Below are 16,015 nucleotides of genomic sequence, written 5' to 3'. Positions count from 1 at the left end.
ACAATGCAGACAACAATTACTCACTTTTCACGGCGGTCGTGGCTTCCAATGCTTGGTCTGACAGCGCTTACGCTTGTCGGTCAGCCAGCATTTAGCGCGCCACCTACAGGCCGGCCAGTAACCGAAAACCCTGCTCAGGATCGCTCTGTATCGGGTAGAGTCCTTTCAGCAGATGACAACACGCCATTACCAGGCGTAAACGTAGCCGTAAAAGGCACCACACGTGGTACTACTACCGATGCCAATGGGGATTACAGCATCAGCGTCCCTAACGCACAAGCCGTTCTGGTGTTTTCATCCGTGGGTTCTATAACCCAGGAAATTACAGTAGGTAACAAGTCGACTATCAACGTTAAAGTTGAGACCGATACCCGTGCGCTGAATGAAGTTATCGTTGTGGGTTACGGTTCTCAGAAAAAAAGCCAGACTACCGGGGCAATATCGACCGTTTCGTCGAAGCAAATTACCGAAATGCCTATCACGAACCTGGGTCAGGCCATGCAGGGACGGGTAGCCGGGGTTGACGTAGCACAATCTGGAAGCCGCCCTGGTTCGGTGCCAACCATTCGGATTCGGGGTCGTCGTTCGTTTAATGCGGGTAACGATCCACTGTACGTAGTGGACGGAATCCCCCTGTCAGCAGGTTACGAGGATATTAACCCCAACGACATCGCGTCGATGGAAATCCTGAAAGATGCTACCGCCACCGCTATCTATGGCGCACGGGGTGCCAATGGCGTTGTGCTGGTAACAACAAAACGGGGCAACTCGGTGGGTAAAACCGTAATCAGTTACGATACTTATGCTGGTGTTACAAATGCCCTGGATAAAGTACACCTGTTTAGTGGTCCCGAATTTGCGGAATATGTTCGTGAGGCTTATCGTACTACGGGCAACTATAAAGATGCCAATGGCAATCCTGTTCCGACGGGCGTAACCGATGCGTATGCTGACTCTAAAGTTGCCGTTTTAGGTGGTGACCCGAACGTAGCGGCCGGTATTGCCGCTGGTCGGAACACAGATTGGCAATCGTTAATTTTGAAGCAGGGCTTTCAGCAGAATCACTCGCTGGGTGTGCAGGGCGGTAATGAGAAAACGCAATTCTACATTTCAGCAGGATACTTCCTGGATAAAGGCATCATGCCTTTACTTGATTTCACCCGCTACTCGTTGCGTGCTAATATTGACCACCGGATTAATAAGGTACTCAAAGTGGGACTTTCATCGTATATGATGTACAGTGTGCGAAATGGAGAGGGCCTGAACCCGTACAACTTTACTCTTCAGCAAAATCCACTTGGCCGCCCCTACGATGACAACGGGAATCTGATTTTCTCGCCAACAAATGATGCTTTACTAACCAATCCACTTGCCGAAATTGTGCCGGGCGCTCAAGTGGAAAATAGAAAAAAGTATCGTATTTTCAACAGTATTTATGCAGAAGTCGACATTATTGATGGGTTAAAGTACCGGGTTAATTTTGGCCCTGATTTCACCATCAATCGGTTCGGCCGCTTCATTGGTGCCCAAACCAACGCCCGGAAGTTTGGTGACCCTCAAGCCCAGACCCTGAGCGCATTTGGGTTCAATTACACGCTGGAGAATGTATTAACGTACAATAAGAAATTTGGTGATCACAATTTTGGTGTAACAGCTCTACAGTCTATTCAGCGGGATAATTTCGAGCAGAATAACATTTCAGTGCAGGGTGTTCCGGCCGAATCGCAGCAGTTCTATAATGAAGGCAATGCCAGTTCTGTACTGGGTGTAGGCAGTAACCTGATTCAATGGACGATAAACTCGTACATGGGCCGTATTAACTACGACTACAAAGACAAGTACCTGGTAACGGCTACCCTGCGCCGGGATGGGTCGAGCCGGTTTGGAGAAAATACCAAATACGGTAACTTCCCTGGTATTGCTTTAGGCTGGAATATCAGCAATGAAGATTTCATGAAAAGCATTTCTTGGATCGACCTGCTGAAATTACGGGTTAGCCGTGGCTCAGTGGGTAACCAGGGCGTGGCTCCTTATCAAACGCAGGGATTACTGGGACGTACCGTATATGCCTGGGGGAATACGCCAGCTTACGGGTATCGTCCTGAAACAATTGGTAATGATGACCTGCACTGGGAAACATCAACGACGACGAACGTAGGGGTTGATTTTAGCTTCTGGCGGGGTCGGTTAGCCGGTTCTATGGAGCTCTATCAAACTAACACAACAGACCTGTTGCTATCTGATTTATTGCCTACTTCCATTGGCTTTAACTCGGTAACCCGAAATATTGGCGAAACGCAGAACAAAGGGTTTGAGGCCAGTATATCGTCGGTAAACATGAACACCAGCGGAGGTTTTAAGTGGACTACGGATGTTACGTTCACCAAGAACACAGAAGCTATCATCTCATTGTTCAACGGCCCAATCGATGATGTTGGAAATAAGCGGTTCATTGGCAAACCCCTAACAGAGTATTACGATTACAAAAAAGCAGGTATCTGGCAGACCAATGAAGCCGATGCTGCCAAATCGTACCAGAGTTCAGTTGGTCAGATTAAAGTACAGGACACTAATAACGACGGTAAGATTACAGCTGACGACCGTGTATTCTTAGGCTCCGACATTCCAACTTTTAGTGGTGGTATTACCAACCGGTTTAATTACAAAGGATTTGACCTGTCGTTCTTTGTTTATGCCCGAATTGGCCAGACCATTCTGAGTGGTTTCCACCGGGACAATAACCAGTTAGCCGGCCGTTATCAGCAAATCAAGGTTGATTACTGGACACCAAATAACCCAACAAACGAGTTTCCCCGTCCTAACTCCAGCCAGGAGTTCCCGGTCTATAACACAGCTATCATTTACTTCGATGGGTCATTCGTAAAGGTGCGGAATATCAACTTTGGGTATACGTTCCCTAACAAAATCACCTCGAAGCTCAGATTGCAGTCGTTGCGGTTATTTACCAGCATCCAGCAGCCTTTCATTTTCTCTTCTTACCGCTCAACGTATAACGGTGTGGATCCTGAAACGTCTGATGGTACCATTAGTAACGGCGTCGTACCGGCTACCCGGGTTGCTACCTTCGGTTTAAACGTAAAATTCTAAGCGCCTGGGCCTTTCTTTACCTACGTGTTTGTAAATCTGTATACAAAAATGAAATCAATACAATCAATTCGAATTTTGGCACTTACAGCCTTACTCCTCAGTGGGCAGGCGTGTAAGGATATACTGGATGAAAAAGTAATCTCTGCTATCGGGAATGATTACATCAATACCCCGAAAGGTTTTGAAGATGCCAGTAAAGCTGCTTACTCATCGCTTCGGAATTTCTATGCATCGGAGCGTGGACTGACCATGACCGAATATGGTACGGATATTTATCAGGCTGGTGCCGATGGAAGTTATAAAGGGTTTCATTTTTACGACACCCAAATAAATAGCTTCGTGGATATTCTCCAGCAGGTTTGGGAAGAACTGTACAAAGGTATTAATACCTGTAATGCGGTTATTGAACGCGCTCCGGCCGCTACGGTTTCCGATGCGGTCCGTAAACTGCGTGTGGCTGAAATGAAGTTTCTACGGGCGCACTACTACTTTATTCTGGTTCAGCAATGGGGTGGGGTCGACTTGCGGTTGACGGAAACCCTGGGGCCTACGAAGGTAACCAAGCGGGCATCTGAAGCAGATATTTATAAATCGATCATTGCTGATCTGGAAGCCGCTATTGCCGATTTAGAGCCTAAAATCCGGGCAGCTGATTATGGCCGGGCCACCAAACCCGCGGCTGAACATCTGCTGGCGCGTGTGTACCTGACCAAAGCAACCTCATCGGCCAAAGCGGCTGATGATTACAGCAAAGCAGTAACGTATGCTCAGAGTGTCATTAAAAATTACGGGTTTAAACTGCTGCCCGATTTTGCCAGTGTATTTGCACAAGGCTCCGGGGAAATTAATGACGAAGTCATTTTCGCCGTACAGTATACCTCAGACCCGCTAACGAACGTAAACTCGTTAAATACGAACAATGGTGAGGGAAACAAACTCCATTTGTACTTCGGCATGCAGTATGACGTACAGCCGGGTTTGAAACGGGATATTGCCAATGACCGACCCTTTAAGCGACTGCGTCCAACGACTTACCTGCTTGAAACCGTCTTTAAAGACCGGGTAAACGATTCGCGCTATAAAAAGACGTTTAAAGATACGTGGTTGAGCAACAACCCCGGCGCCAACCTTAATACCTCTTTTGATAACAGTAAGGCCAAGATGACATTGAAAGCGGGAGACACCGCCATTTACATTCCGGGTGTTGAATGGACATTAGCGCAGCGGGCTGCCAAGCCTTATCAGGTGTTGGTACCAAGTGCCTATACAGCAGCTCTGTTTCCAACGCTGCAAAAATTCCTCGATCCACAGCGTCCTGACTTAACGTATGAGCCTGGCAGCCGCGATTATCTAGCCTTCCGTTTAGCTGAAACGTATCTTATCCTGGCTGAAGCGCAGTTTAGACTTGGCCAGACCCAGGCGGCTGTAGATGCGATCAATGTAGTACGTCAGCGAGCTGCCTACCCAGGTAAGGAAGCCGCCATGATCATTACCCCTGCTGAAATGAATATGGAAATGATTTATCAGGAGCGGGCCCGCGAACTGGCCGGTGAGCAAACCCGGTGGATGGATTTAAAACGGTGGGGAAATTTGGTTGAGCGGGTTAAGTTATATAACCCCGACGGAGCTGCTAACGTGAAAGAAACCAGCAACCTGCGTCCAATTCCGCAAACCCAGATTGATCGAACGGAGAAAGCGGCTGATGGCAGCCCTGGTTTTGCGCAGAATCCAGGCTATTAATAACTGAATGCACGAAGAGTGAACGAGTGAAAACCTACCCTATAGGTTCCAACTCGTTCACTCTTTTGCTCTTTTACAGTAGTAGAACAACTACATATTGTGCTTATTATAAGTAGTCTCGTTTAGAAAGCGTGTCATTTTAACCACTATCGGTAACCATACAAGTGGTTACTATTAATTATTATTCTCTCAGTGCATCATGAACGAATCTGTTAACAGGCGCCAATTTCTGACTACAGCGGGGCTATCCACACTTGGCCTAGCCCTTGCGGCTGATAAGGCGTTTGCCCGGTCAGTTATAGCCCCAGGATTAAAAATAGCCTATTCTTCCATTACGTGGGGAGGGAATGATGCCCAAGCCATTACGGATCTGGCGGCACTTGGTTATCATGGTATTCAGATTCGGGCCAATACGTTTGGGCCTTATCGAGCTAAACCGTCTGTATTGAAAGCTCTGCTTGATCAGCATCACCTGGCGCTGGCTATGTTTTCCAGCGGAAATGTTGAGATAGACCCGGCCAAAGAACAGAGCACGATTGATACCCACGTTGCTCATGCCAGTTTTGTGAAAGCCCTGGGAGGGTCGGCCATTCAGCTAACCAACTCGGCCCGGCCTAAAGACCGGATGCCTACTACAGAGGAATTAAAGCGGTTAGCTACAGTGATGAACGAGATTGGTAAGCAAACCGCGGATTTAGGTGTCCAGGCAACCTACCACAACCACATGCACCAGCTTGGCGAAACGCCCGAGGAAGTAGATGTGATTGTGCAGGCCATGAATCCGAAATACGTGAAACTGGAGCTGGACATTGCCCATTACAAACAGGGGGGTGGTCAGCCCGAAAAGGCGGTAAAACAATACAAAGACATTATTTATGCGCTCCATTTGAAGGATACAATGTCGCCCCTGCCCGATAATAAAGACAACACGAAAGCGTATAAATTCGTGGAACTGGGTCGGGGCAATGTGGATGTACCAGCCGTATTTAAAGCACTGGATGATATCAAGTTTAAAGGCTGGGGAATCGTTGAGCTGGATGGTGTTCCCGAAAAGGATAAAACCCCAAAGGAGTGCGCTGAAATCAATAAGGAGTATATCACTAAGACACTGAATCATCCTTTGTAAGTTTTTGCGATAACAACTATGAAAAAACTACTTGTTTTCGGTCTTCTGTTATCGGGTCTGATGGCCGCGACAGAACCTCAAACACCTAATACACTAACAGCCAAGGAGAAAAAAGAGGGCTGGAAACTACTTTTCGATGGTAAAACGACGAATGGTTGGCGGGGTGCTTATACCGATAAGTTTCCGGCAAAAGGCTGGGATGTAATGGATGGTATGCTCACCATTCAGCAATCCAATGGCTCCGAATCCGAGAGCTTTGGCGACATTGTAACGGATGGTGAATACAGTGACTTTGACCTGATGTTCGACTTCAAACTAACGGATGGGGCGAATAGTGGCCTCAAGTACTTCGTCGTGGAACAAAAACCCAAACCGAAGGGATCTGCTTACGGCCTGGAATACCAGGTTCTGGATGATGACAAACACCCTGATGCCAAATTGGGACGTAATGGAAACCGAACTGTAGGTTCACTGTATGATCTGATACCGGCAAGTGGTAAAAAAGCCAATCCAATTGGGGAGTGGAATACAGGGCGCGTCGTTTCGAAAGGTAATCACGTAGAACACTGGCTGAATGGCAAAAAAGTTGTTGACTACGACCGGGGTAGCGCCAACTTCCGGGATGCCGTAGCTTTGAGCAAATATAAAGCACCTTCCTACAACGCCAATGGTCGATTTGGCGAAGCACCCAGGGGACATATTCTGCTTCAGGACCATGGTAATCGGGTTTATTTCCGAAACATCAAGATTAAATCGTTATAAAGAACAAAACTTACCTGTTTTTTGCCTTTGTGCATATAACACTATCTTTCTATTAAGCTTGAACCATATGGAAAATCGTCGTGAGTTTATAAAGAAATCGGCAGTGGCCGGTTTGGGGCTGGCACTACCAACGGTGGGTGTCTCGGCCAGTAGTTATAACCGAATTATAGGTTCTAATGACCGCGTTCGGGTAGGTATCATCGGCTTCTCGGATAGGTTCCGGCAGTCGCTGGCGCCCGCTTTTGCTGAACATGCAAAAGCCCAGAACTTTGCCTTCGTTGGTGTTTCCGACATCTGGAATCGCCGTCGCGACGAAGCAGAACAGTATCTGAAAGGTAAAGGGCTTAACGATAGCTCCTTCTTCAAAGCCCGCAACAATGATGAGCTTCTTGACCGGAAAGACGTTGACGCCGTTATCATCTCTACCGCCGATTTTCAGCACGCATTGCATTGCGCAGCCGCCGTTGAATCGGGACGGGATGCCTACTGCGAAAAGCCCTTCGCCGAAGCCCTGGACGATGCCCGCAAAGCCGTTAAGGCCGTAGAAAGCTCAAAGAAGATTGTACAGGTTGGTTCGCAGCGCCGGTCGGCACCCAATTACCACCAGGCCAATGATTTTATCCGGTCCGGCAAGTTTGGCGATATAACCATGGTTGAAATGACCTGGAATGTAAATCAGCCCGGCCGGTGGCGTCGTCCTAAATTAGTTTCTGAAATTCGCAAGGAAGATACGGATTGGGACCGGTATCAGCTCAACCGGCCCAAGACGGAATGGGATCCGCGTAAGTACCTCGAATTCCGGTTGTTCTATCCGTACTCGTCGGGTATTCCGGGCCAGTGGATGTCGCACCAGATTGATACTGTACACTGGTTCAGCGGACTGGATCATCCCCGTTCGGTAGTGGCCAATGGGGGTATTTATAGCTGGAAAGATGGCCGGGTAAATCCCGACACCTTCACGGCGGTATTTGATTACGGCCCGGATAATGATAAAACCAAAGGTTTCCAGGTGCTCTACTCCTCCCGCATGAACAATGAAGCCGGTGGGGTAAAGGAATATTATTTCTCAAACGGGGGTATGATTAACCTCGACACGAATAAAATCTCGCCAGAGGGTGGTCTGGAAGCCAAATACGCCAAAGACATGAACATGCAGGCTAACCTGCTTCCAACCATGTCACTCGGCGAAGCAGCCAAAATGGAAACATCGGCCAATACTGGTGGTGATCCAATGACATCCCTGCACATGCTCAACTGGATGGAGTGCGTACGTAGCCGTAAAGAGCCAAATGCACCTGCCCGGGTAGGTTTTAACCACTCTGTGGCCAACATCATGGCAACTACAGCTCTGCACACGGGCAAACGCGTTACATGGGATGCCACGAAGCAGGATATGGTAATTAGCTAAAAAATGATGAGTTATGAATGATGAACGATGTTTCTTCCGAACCTATTCATCATTCATAACTCATCATTTTTTTAACAACTCCGCGCCTACCTGGCAACTCAGGCACTTTTTAACGGCGCAAAATTCATTGTGAAGTTCAATGGCGGCCTGCGAATCGAACGCCGTTCGGATACCTAGCCCCAGCGTATTCCATTTATCTGTCAGGTGATTTTTTTCGGCTGGCAGCCCCTCCAGCAAACTGATAGCCCGGTCAATGTAAGCCGGCTCGCCCCGGTGGTGCGCGTAAGCTGCCAGTAACGGCACCACGGTATTCACCACAATATTCTCAGCCGAAGTCTGCCCAAGTGCTGGCGCAGGCTTCTCCGTCGTTTTACCGAATCGATAATGCGATTGCCAGTAAGCAGATGGCTGTACCTGCAAGACCGATAAGAGTGTTTCGGTATCCATCATATCGGCAAAAAGCGAGAATAAGCTACCCTGATTAGTCAATAAGCGGGCTAGCTGAGCCAAACGCAGCGTTGGAAAATTGGCGGGTCGTAGCCGTCCCCATTTCCAGGCATGGGCTTCTACCTGCCTGTCTGCAAGGGAATATTTAGCAGCCAGAAACCGATACTCCCGCTGCAACATAACAATGTACTCATCGGCCTCCTCCAGGGCCAGCAAGCCAGCGGTACCGAATAACAGGGCCTCCACCTGATGCAATGCATCCCGGTGTTTCAGAATAGCCTTTAGCGGCACCGCCCGACTGAGTTGTTCCATAGGGTCTGCATTAATTTTAAACCCCATATTTATGGCCAGCATCCGGTAGGCTGTTTCTTCCCAGTCGCCATTCGTTTGCTCAAACACAAGCCGCACAGCCGTTGCTTTTCGTTCGAGCCGTTGCAGCATAGCTTTATCCAGCATGGATGTAATACGCAGGGGTGACACAGCCCTGAATTGCCCGGCACAGGGGATACTGTCCACCGCATCATTCAGCGCATGAAACCGGTCTAGCAATGCTACGTCGGTAAGGGGGCTTAGTTCGAGTGTTGGTAGCGCTGTTCCATTGGTGCGATCTACCCGGCGACCATTGGTAGACCGGTCATCCTGCCATACAACATGCAGAATCACATTATCGTAAGCCCGGTCATGCTGGTGACGGTGCGAGAGCCAATCCGACGTACGGCAGTGCATTTCTACCGTACCTACCCATTCTACTTCATTGATGAGCAAGCGGGCGTGGGTAAAATCGGGACCGGCATCATAGTTCCTGAAACCTGTGTGCAATACTTGTATTACTTCGCCATCCGTAGTGGCAAGGCTGGCCTTATTGAAGTACTGGTACTGCCAGATAAAATAAAGGAAAGATTCAGGCACGGTAAACAGGGTCAGCAGCCACGTTGGCAGGCCCTAATATACACAAATAAAAACCGGTTTAAGGAACTCAGATTCCGGCTAAGTAGGTGGCCATTTCTCGTTGCAGAATTTCTGCTTTATTTCGCGCCCGCTCCGCAAAATCAGGCCCACTAGATGCGTACAGAATGCTTCTGGAAGCGTTTACCAGCAATCCACCGTCGGGGGTGAGTCCATAACGGGATACGTCGGCCAGCGACCCTCCCTGCGCTCCTACACCCGGCACGAGCAGAAAATTTTTGGGCGCTATTTCCCGAATTCGCTTCAATTCTTTTGCCTGCGTAGCGCCTACCACAAACATCAGTTTTTCGGGGTCGGCCCAGATTTGAGCCTGTCCGATAACCAGTTCAAAAAGCTCCTGGTCGTCTACCGATTGCCGTTGGAAATCTGCACTCCCGGGGTTTGATGTTAGGGCCAGCAAGATAACCCACTTGCCCGGGTAGTTCAGAAAAGGCAGTACAGAATCATGCCCCATATACGGAGCTACCGTTACTGAATCGAAGGTTAAACCCGCAGCCGTGGGGTCAAAGAACGTACGGGCGTACAAATCCGATGTGTTACCAATGTCACCCCGTTTAGCATCGGCAATGGTGAAGATAGTTCGGGGAATATACTCTATTGTTTTCTGTAGGCTTTCCCAACCACGAGGTCCCTGCGCTTCATAAAAGGCAATATTGGGTTTATACGCCACAGCTACATCCGCAGTAGCATCAATTATGGCTTTATTAAAAGCAAAGACAGGATCAGATTCTGTCAGCAAATGAGAAGGAATTTTACGGATGTCAGTGTCCAGACCGACGCAGAGGTACGACTGTTTTTGAAAAATCTGGTGGTTCAGTTCCTGGTAAGTCATGCGAAATCGTGTAATCAAAACCCTAAAATGATTGGGCCAAAAGTACGACTTACGGTATTGGTTTCATAAATTTGCCTAAAGACACGTAACTAACTTCTATGCAAGTCCGCCAAACGGCCATTGAGGGCCTGATTGAATTGATTCCACGCGTATTTGAGGATGAACGCGGCCATTTTTTTGAGTCGTATAACAAGCCCCTGTTCATATCCTTAGGCTTGCCAATGGATTTCGTACAGGACAATCAGTCCTTTTCTGTTAAGGGTGTTTTGCGGGGGTTACACATGCAGAACGAACCTTTTGTGCAGGGAAAACTGGTTCGGGTTGTCAGCGGTCAGGTTCTGGATATTGCCGTTGATCTACGGCCTGATTCACCCACCTTCGGTCAGTATGAAACCTTTTTGCTGGATGCCAAACTGGCCAACATGGCGTACGTTCCGGAAGGTTTTGCGCATGGATTTGTAGCACTGGAAGACAGTGTATTCAGTTACAAATGCACGAATGTATATAACAAAGCGGCCGAATCGGGCATTATCTGGAACGACCCAGACCTGAATATCAACTGGGGCGTAGAAGATCCTATTGTTTCAGAGAAAGACCAGGAATTAAAAACCTTACGGGAAGTAATGGCTCAATCGGTCGTTTAAGGAATACAGAACGATTTACGCTGTTGTTCTGGCCTATTTCTCATACATCTCTTCTAATACTTTACGACCTACTTTCCGGGCTGATAACGGATTTTGTCCGGTTACTAGCCGTTCGTCAACTTCAATATAGGGCAGAAACGGAATAAGATTTTTGCTGTACAGCGCTTTTTTCTGCCGTAAAGCATCCTCAAGCAAAAAAGGCACCTCCCCATCCAGTCGAACGAGTTTTTCTTCCGTATTGGAGAAACCCGTTATCTGGCGGTTTTCCACCAATAAACTCCCGTCAGACAGGGTAACGTTGAGCAAGGCACTTACACCGTGACCAACAGCGGCTATCATTCCTCCATTTTCGTACATATACTGCGTAATTCGCTGGATTGACTGATTATTGGGAAAGTCCCACATGGTACCGTGCCCACCGGTAAAATAGATGATTTGATAATTGGCGGGATCAATATCATCCAGCTTTAGGGAATTCGCCAGTTTCGATCTAAATATCGGGTTGTTATACCATTTTTCGTCTGTTGTATCGCGCCTGTCAACGCTTTTCTCGTCGATGGCTATAGGTCCCCCGTTTTGACTGGCAATGTCGTAAGGTAAATTCCGGTCGGCTAATTCATCGTAGAAATGAGTAGCTTCACTCAGCCATAAACCTGTTTTGTGGGCCTTGGTCGGATAGTCCGTATGGTTTGTACAAACGATTAGGGCACGGTAGATAGGATCCATAAAAAAGGCAGTTTGAGGGAAACCCCACATTCAGGGCGAATATAAAGAGTTTAGTGTAAACCTCCCCACCCCCAATCAGCAGATAAAGCAGGTTCACAAACTGATGATAACCGTTTGCTGCGCCAACGTTCCTTGTACGGATATTGGGTAAACAAGTAAATCGTTAGTATAATAATTCAGGAAACGACTTTTTCGCCAATATATATTTGCCGATTTAACAAATATACCGGGTAAATAACGTATATTTAGTTCTGTATTATTACTATACCGTACTGTGCTAATCGACATGAAAAGGATTTCTTATGAATTACTTCAGGCCGAACATGCCTGGATGATCGTATCCGATCAACTTCAGCAACGTAATAATGTGATGGCCAAGGGCATTTCCCATCTGGAACGTAATCCGAAAGGACTACCAATGGCCAGCAGGCTGATTATATTACGGTATCACCTTAAGATGAGTTTGCGCCAGCTCACGCAGGAGGTTCATAAGCAACCGACAACGTGCGGTATAGATCCCCTGGACATTCAATGGCAACACATCCATCAACTCCTTTTCCTGCTTCGGCAGATTGACAGTGAGCTTGGTCGGGCCACTCAGGAAAATGAGGTCTTGCGTACGTGGATGCAATCACTGGACGGTCGTGTTTATCGTTCGGCCCTGGTCCATCTTAATTAGCGGGATGCTACCCTGTTGCCCAGGCTCTGCGGTTTGGTAAGCAGCGTTTTTACCAAAGAAAAGCGGGTCAGCACCGTTTCATCAGGCTGACCCGCTTTTCTCTATTCCAATGTTATCGCTTGGGACGATTGTACTGAAGTTTCTGCACGGTAAATATAGAACAGCTAGGGTCGCAGGGAATCGTAACCACAGGGGGCTGGGGGGTAGGTGCAGGGGTATCCGTGTTGGTAGAAATGGAGGCAAATTCTGCCCATAAGTCATTCCCGTTTGCCGTAGCCGTCGTTTCGAACATTAATTGCCCAATGTTGCTGTTGAGCCAATTTTGCTGGTTACTCACATCGATGACGTACGTATGAAACTGACCATCGTTGATAATTGGGAAATCAATGAATTTATCGCCATAGGTGGTCGTTTCATCGCTCAGTCGCCATTTCATGCGAAACGTATCGCTGAGCGTTTTGAAGGCCGCCCGAAGATAAATCTTAGGATTATCGCGCCCCTTCCAGAAAACAAACGGTGAGCTGATATGCGACCGCGACGCATCGGTCAGATTAACGTGCAGTTTACCCGAGAGGGGAAATCCGGTATCTGTCGCCGATTCATAGAACCAGCCATGGCGCGAATTATCAAACACGTAATTAGGTCCGGAAGCTGACCGGGGTTTGTTGTACACGTAAGAACGAATCGTATTCAGGTTTCCCATAATCAATTCGTAATCCCACTCATAAACCAGGTTGTGATCAAGAACAACGTAGTTCGTAGCAGCAATATAAGAAGCTTCAAAACTGTGTTCATCCCCACTCAGGTCAGATCCGAAATAGCCTCTTTTCCAGGAGAAGTTATTCGGCACGTACAATCCAACCCCATAGCCATTGGCGTTAGTCGTTGCCATCCAGGGCTCGGTAGGAAATACGTCCCCAAACATGGCAGTGGCAGGTGGTTGGATACGGGACAGGGTTAAATCGCCATTCGTATAGGGTGAACCATGGCTGTAATACCACATATTATGGTAATCGCCGGTCAAATAGACACAGGGGAGCTCCTGCTGACGAGCAACGTACTGGGTTTTATCACTTCGGAACATGACCACTTTGGCATGCACCTTCACCACATTCCCCTCCAGGCGAACCCAGTGTTCAATTGTAGCTTCGCCAGGTTCGTTCGGTACGCCCCACTGGTTGGGTATGGTTTTAACGTACAACAAATTATCACCCCGCTCGAAGGCAATCACCTTTGACGGATAACCGAAGGCGTCACCAGCCTGGATTGGATCCCACCCCAGGTTTGTCCAGCCGGTAGCGTCCGAATAATTAATGGGGCCACTATACAGGCCTATCTGAATCTGACGACCTAAATCGGGGTTACTAACCATGTTTCGGGTGTTCACATTACCACCCTGGTTATTAACAAAAGCAAGGTACGTAATAGCTCCACCAGCATTCGTGTTGACTCCAACCCTAATCTGATCATTTTCAATCGTTTGCAACCCGTCTGCTGCCTGCCGTAACGACTTTACAACTGGTGCAGCTAGTGTTGGGGATGTAGGTCTGATGCGAGGCTGCGCATGGAGTTGAGGAACCGTTAGCGTAGCGGCAGCAGCAAGCAGATAAATCCAACTTAGAAAATGCCTGGAAGAAATACGGGCCATAATAACCTACACAATTTGATGTACTGTTTAGCCCAACTTACAAATAAGATGCCAGAAAACTCATCTGTTGATATTTGCCAACGGGGTGGTTTTTACTACTTCGTCAATTGACTCAGAGCAGAATCAGTCAGTTCGCCCGATTGAATCACCAGCCGATGCCGAAACGTAACGGCTTTCCCCGCTGGTAACGTGTAGTTCATGGCAGAGTCTTTCCCACTACTCATGATGGATGGTGCCAGCGGATTGGCCGCAAACAGACCATACCCCCGAGCGTGCCAATAGGTTGGATAGCCTATATTCTGTGGATTATCGATCAGTGCCACCGAAAGTGTTTCGTTGTTGACCTTACCAGTCAATTTCATCCATTTAGCCCGGGTTCCCCATACGTCATCGCCTTTCACTCCCTCACTACTGTGGTATAAACCCGTTACGCCTTCATTGTTCAACATCGGCACTTTCGTAGCAATACCCTGGGCATCCGTAAACACTTCGGGCTTGGTGGAAGGCTGTTCCAGCTGGCGGGCCACTCGTAAGGCAATCATACCTTCTTTGTTGTCTTTAAATTCAACGTCCTTATCCGTGGCTTTTAGCACGGTGACACGCTCAATCGTGCGGTTGTCAGTACTAGCTATAAAATTGTAGGTTGTTGTTTCCTGAAGCATGGGTTTCCCGTCTTTATCGAGCCAGTCAGACGTAACGACCAGCACTCCTTTGCCCTTACCACTTTTCATTGACTTCACGCCTGTATGAACAATAGTCCCGAAAGGCCCTTTGAAACTGGGGCTGATTTCGTTTGAATTATTCCAGAAATCATGCCCGTTTACATCGCCATAATTGAACCACATGCCCACATGATGCGGGTGATCGGTACGCTCGTTCGGGCGGGGGGCGAGTGGCCAGCCCCGCGTAATGAAGTTACCGCCAGCCGACATAATTGGGTATAAAACCGGCTTTTTCAGCACCGCCGGACCAGGATAAATGTAGGCCGTAAAGGGCTTACCGTCTACCGTAACCGTAACCTGTTTTTTCGCTTCGTTATGCGTAATCTGAATCGTATTGGATTGAGCACTGACCGATGCGATCAGGCTGAATAACAGCAGGGCAGTAAAGTAATAACGCATTGATTAATAATTGATCAAGATGAAAAATTTATTGCTTAATCTAAAGCAAGCTAAAAAAGCCGCCCCGGAAAAAAAAGCCGGGGCGAGTCAAATGCTACCGAATACAACGTAAAAGGATTAGATAGGGCCACAATACCCTTAATTACCCGTTATAGTTTTGTTGGTTATTTCCTGCTCGATGGTAATATACCCCGGATAGTTGACAGCTTTATCGCCCAATGCCAGCGTTGGCTTCAGTTTAACCGTCAGTTTAGAGGGTTGGGTATCAGCCGCCCCGCCTAAGTTTTGTACCAGTTGAACAAAGGCGTCGCGGGTAGCTCCGTCGGTAATCAACTGATAGGCATTCGTACTTAACCGAATAGGTATGGTAGTCGTACTACCGGGTTGCACCTCGATACGCTGATTCAAAAACCCGGTGAATAACTCCTGACCGGCCAGCAGAATTTTGTACTCCATCTGATTGATGCCCGCTAGTTTGGCCGTAGGGTTTCTGATGCCGAGATTGATACGGGCACTTAGCGGCACATTCCGTAAAAGCAGACCGGCCGCCAGTCTGGGATAACGGGTCAGGTCTTCGAGTTTACTGAACTGAAACTGCCTCACATCCGTCCCCGCCAGCAATACGCTATCGGCCGAAACAATATTGTATTTACAGTCTCCCAGGGTTTTGGCCTGCGAAATCTGCTGGTTTACGCTGCACTGACTAAAAAACAGGGGCAGCACGAGCAAAACTAAAACGAGGGATTTTTTCATCATTGATTTTTTTAGATAAACGTTCGACAGGGAGAAAAGGGTTTGGTTTAATTGT

13 protein-coding genes are annotated in these 16,015 nt (G+C 48.0%); 7 read left to right on the top strand and 6 right to left on the bottom strand.

Features of this window, described 5'->3' with window-relative positions; translation table 11 throughout:
- Positions 1–3: 3 nt before the first annotated feature.
- The 5 genes from B156_RS0104325 to B156_RS0104305 all read left to right on the top strand — a co-directional run bounded on the left by B156_RS0104325 (position 4) and on the right by B156_RS0104305 (position 8,144).
- Positions 4–3,108 carry a SusC/RagA family TonB-linked outer membrane protein gene (locus tag B156_RS0104325; RefSeq protein WP_026260589.1) on the top strand — a complete coding sequence of 1,035 codons (3,105 nt, stop codon included), beginning with the start codon at positions 4–6 and terminating at the stop codon, positions 3,106–3,108.
- Between the two features lie 48 nt (positions 3,109–3,156).
- The gene (locus tag B156_RS0104320; RefSeq protein WP_018618414.1) at positions 3,157–4,848 is read left to right on the top strand and encodes a RagB/SusD family nutrient uptake outer membrane protein; all 1,692 of its coding nucleotides are present in this window, start codon (positions 3,157–3,159) and stop codon (positions 4,846–4,848) included.
- A 199-nt stretch (positions 4,849–5,047) separates the two neighbouring features.
- Positions 5,048–5,974, top strand: coding sequence for a sugar phosphate isomerase/epimerase family protein (locus B156_RS0104315; protein ID WP_018618413.1), 927 nt, complete (start codon positions 5,048–5,050; stop codon positions 5,972–5,974).
- An 18-nt stretch (positions 5,975–5,992) separates the two neighbouring features.
- Complete coding sequence (locus B156_RS0104310) at positions 5,993–6,736, top strand: 3-keto-disaccharide hydrolase (RefSeq protein WP_018618412.1); 744 nt, start codon at positions 5,993–5,995, stop codon at positions 6,734–6,736.
- 67 nt (positions 6,737–6,803) lie between these two features.
- A complete protein-coding gene (locus tag B156_RS0104305) occupies positions 6,804–8,144 on the top strand; it encodes a Gfo/Idh/MocA family protein (protein ID WP_018618411.1) in 1,341 nt (446 codons plus the stop codon).
- A 63-nt stretch (positions 8,145–8,207) separates the two neighbouring features.
- Here the strand turns inward: B156_RS0104305 and B156_RS0104300 are convergent, their stop codons facing one another.
- Positions 8,208–9,500: a DUF2851 family protein gene (locus tag B156_RS0104300; RefSeq protein ID WP_018618410.1), complete on the bottom strand. Its 1,293-nt coding sequence runs from the start codon at positions 9,498–9,500 to the stop codon at positions 8,208–8,210.
- A gap of 67 nt (positions 9,501–9,567) precedes the next feature.
- On the bottom strand, positions 9,568–10,389 hold the full coding sequence (gene pyrF, locus B156_RS0104295; protein WP_018618409.1) for an orotidine-5'-phosphate decarboxylase: 822 nt from the start codon (positions 10,387–10,389) through the stop codon (positions 9,568–9,570).
- A 98-nt stretch (positions 10,390–10,487) separates the two neighbouring features.
- Between pyrF and rfbC the strand changes: the two genes are divergently transcribed.
- The gene (gene rfbC / locus B156_RS0104290) at positions 10,488–11,033 is read left to right on the top strand and encodes a dTDP-4-dehydrorhamnose 3,5-epimerase (RefSeq protein WP_018618408.1); all 546 of its coding nucleotides are present in this window, start codon (positions 10,488–10,490) and stop codon (positions 11,031–11,033) included.
- A gap of 33 nt (positions 11,034–11,066) precedes the next feature.
- Here rfbC and B156_RS0104285 read toward each other — a convergent pair whose 3' ends face one another.
- Positions 11,067–11,759: a type 1 glutamine amidotransferase domain-containing protein gene (locus B156_RS0104285; RefSeq protein WP_026260588.1), complete on the bottom strand. Its 693-nt coding sequence runs from the start codon at positions 11,757–11,759 to the stop codon at positions 11,067–11,069.
- Positions 11,760–12,045: 286 nt separating this feature from the next.
- Here B156_RS0104285 and B156_RS0104280 point away from each other — a divergent pair, with 286 nt between their 5' ends.
- A complete protein-coding gene (locus tag B156_RS0104280) occupies positions 12,046–12,438 on the top strand; it encodes a hypothetical protein (RefSeq protein WP_018618405.1) in 393 nt (130 codons plus the stop codon).
- A 112-nt stretch (positions 12,439–12,550) separates the two neighbouring features.
- Here B156_RS0104280 and B156_RS0104275 read toward each other — a convergent pair whose 3' ends face one another.
- The 3 genes from B156_RS0104275 to B156_RS0104260 form a co-directional block, all read right to left on the bottom strand.
- The gene (locus tag B156_RS0104275; RefSeq protein WP_026260587.1) at positions 12,551–14,086 is read right to left on the bottom strand and encodes a hypothetical protein; all 1,536 of its coding nucleotides are present in this window, start codon (positions 14,084–14,086) and stop codon (positions 12,551–12,553) included.
- 95 nt (positions 14,087–14,181) lie between these two features.
- Positions 14,182–15,207, bottom strand: a complete 1,026-nt coding sequence (locus tag B156_RS0104270; RefSeq protein ID WP_018618403.1) for a DUF6807 domain-containing protein — start codon at positions 15,205–15,207, stop codon at positions 14,182–14,184.
- A gap of 138 nt (positions 15,208–15,345) precedes the next feature.
- Positions 15,346–15,960, bottom strand: coding sequence for an LEA type 2 family protein (locus B156_RS0104260; protein ID WP_026260586.1), 615 nt, complete (start codon positions 15,958–15,960; stop codon positions 15,346–15,348).
- Positions 15,961–16,015: the final 55 nt, after the last annotated feature.

The sequence above is a fragment of the Spirosoma luteum DSM 19990 genome, from assembly GCF_000374065.1.
In the GTDB taxonomy this organism is placed as follows: Bacteria; Bacteroidota; Bacteroidia; order Cytophagales; family Spirosomataceae; genus Spirosoma; species Spirosoma luteum.
Note: the sequence above shows the minus strand (reverse complement) of the source record. Positions and strands in the feature narration are given on the sequence as shown.

Bases quoted from the DNA above. Each gene is read 5' to 3' on its own strand.
- B156_RS0104310 (WP_018618412.1), top strand. From the start codon at position 5,993: ATGAAAAAACTACTTGTTTTCGGTCTTCTGTTATCGGGTCTGATGGCC.
- B156_RS0104285 (WP_026260588.1), bottom strand. From the start codon at position 11,759: ATGGATCCTATCTACCGTGCCCTAATCGTTTGTACAAACCATACGGAC.
- B156_RS0104280 (WP_018618405.1), top strand. From the start codon at position 12,046: ATGAAAAGGATTTCTTATGAATTACTTCAGGCCGAACATGCCTGGATG.
- B156_RS0104270 (WP_018618403.1), bottom strand. From the start codon at position 15,207: ATGCGTTATTACTTTACTGCCCTGCTGTTATTCAGCCTGATCGCATCG.
- B156_RS0104315 (WP_018618413.1), top strand. From the start codon at position 5,048: ATGAACGAATCTGTTAACAGGCGCCAATTTCTGACTACAGCGGGGCTA.
- pyrF (WP_018618409.1), bottom strand. From the start codon at position 10,389: ATGACTTACCAGGAACTGAACCACCAGATTTTTCAAAAACAGTCGTAC.
- B156_RS0104260 (WP_026260586.1), bottom strand. From the start codon at position 15,960: ATGAAAAAATCCCTCGTTTTAGTTTTGCTCGTGCTGCCCCTGTTTTTT.
- B156_RS0104305 (WP_018618411.1), top strand. From the start codon at position 6,804: ATGGAAAATCGTCGTGAGTTTATAAAGAAATCGGCAGTGGCCGGTTTG.
- B156_RS0104275 (WP_026260587.1), bottom strand. From the start codon at position 14,086: ATGGCCCGTATTTCTTCCAGGCATTTTCTAAGTTGGATTTATCTGCTT.
- B156_RS0104320 (WP_018618414.1), top strand. From the start codon at position 3,157: ATGAAATCAATACAATCAATTCGAATTTTGGCACTTACAGCCTTACTC.
- rfbC (WP_018618408.1), top strand. From the start codon at position 10,488: ATGCAAGTCCGCCAAACGGCCATTGAGGGCCTGATTGAATTGATTCCA.
- B156_RS0104325 (WP_026260589.1), top strand. From the start codon at position 4: ATGCAGACAACAATTACTCACTTTTCACGGCGGTCGTGGCTTCCAATG.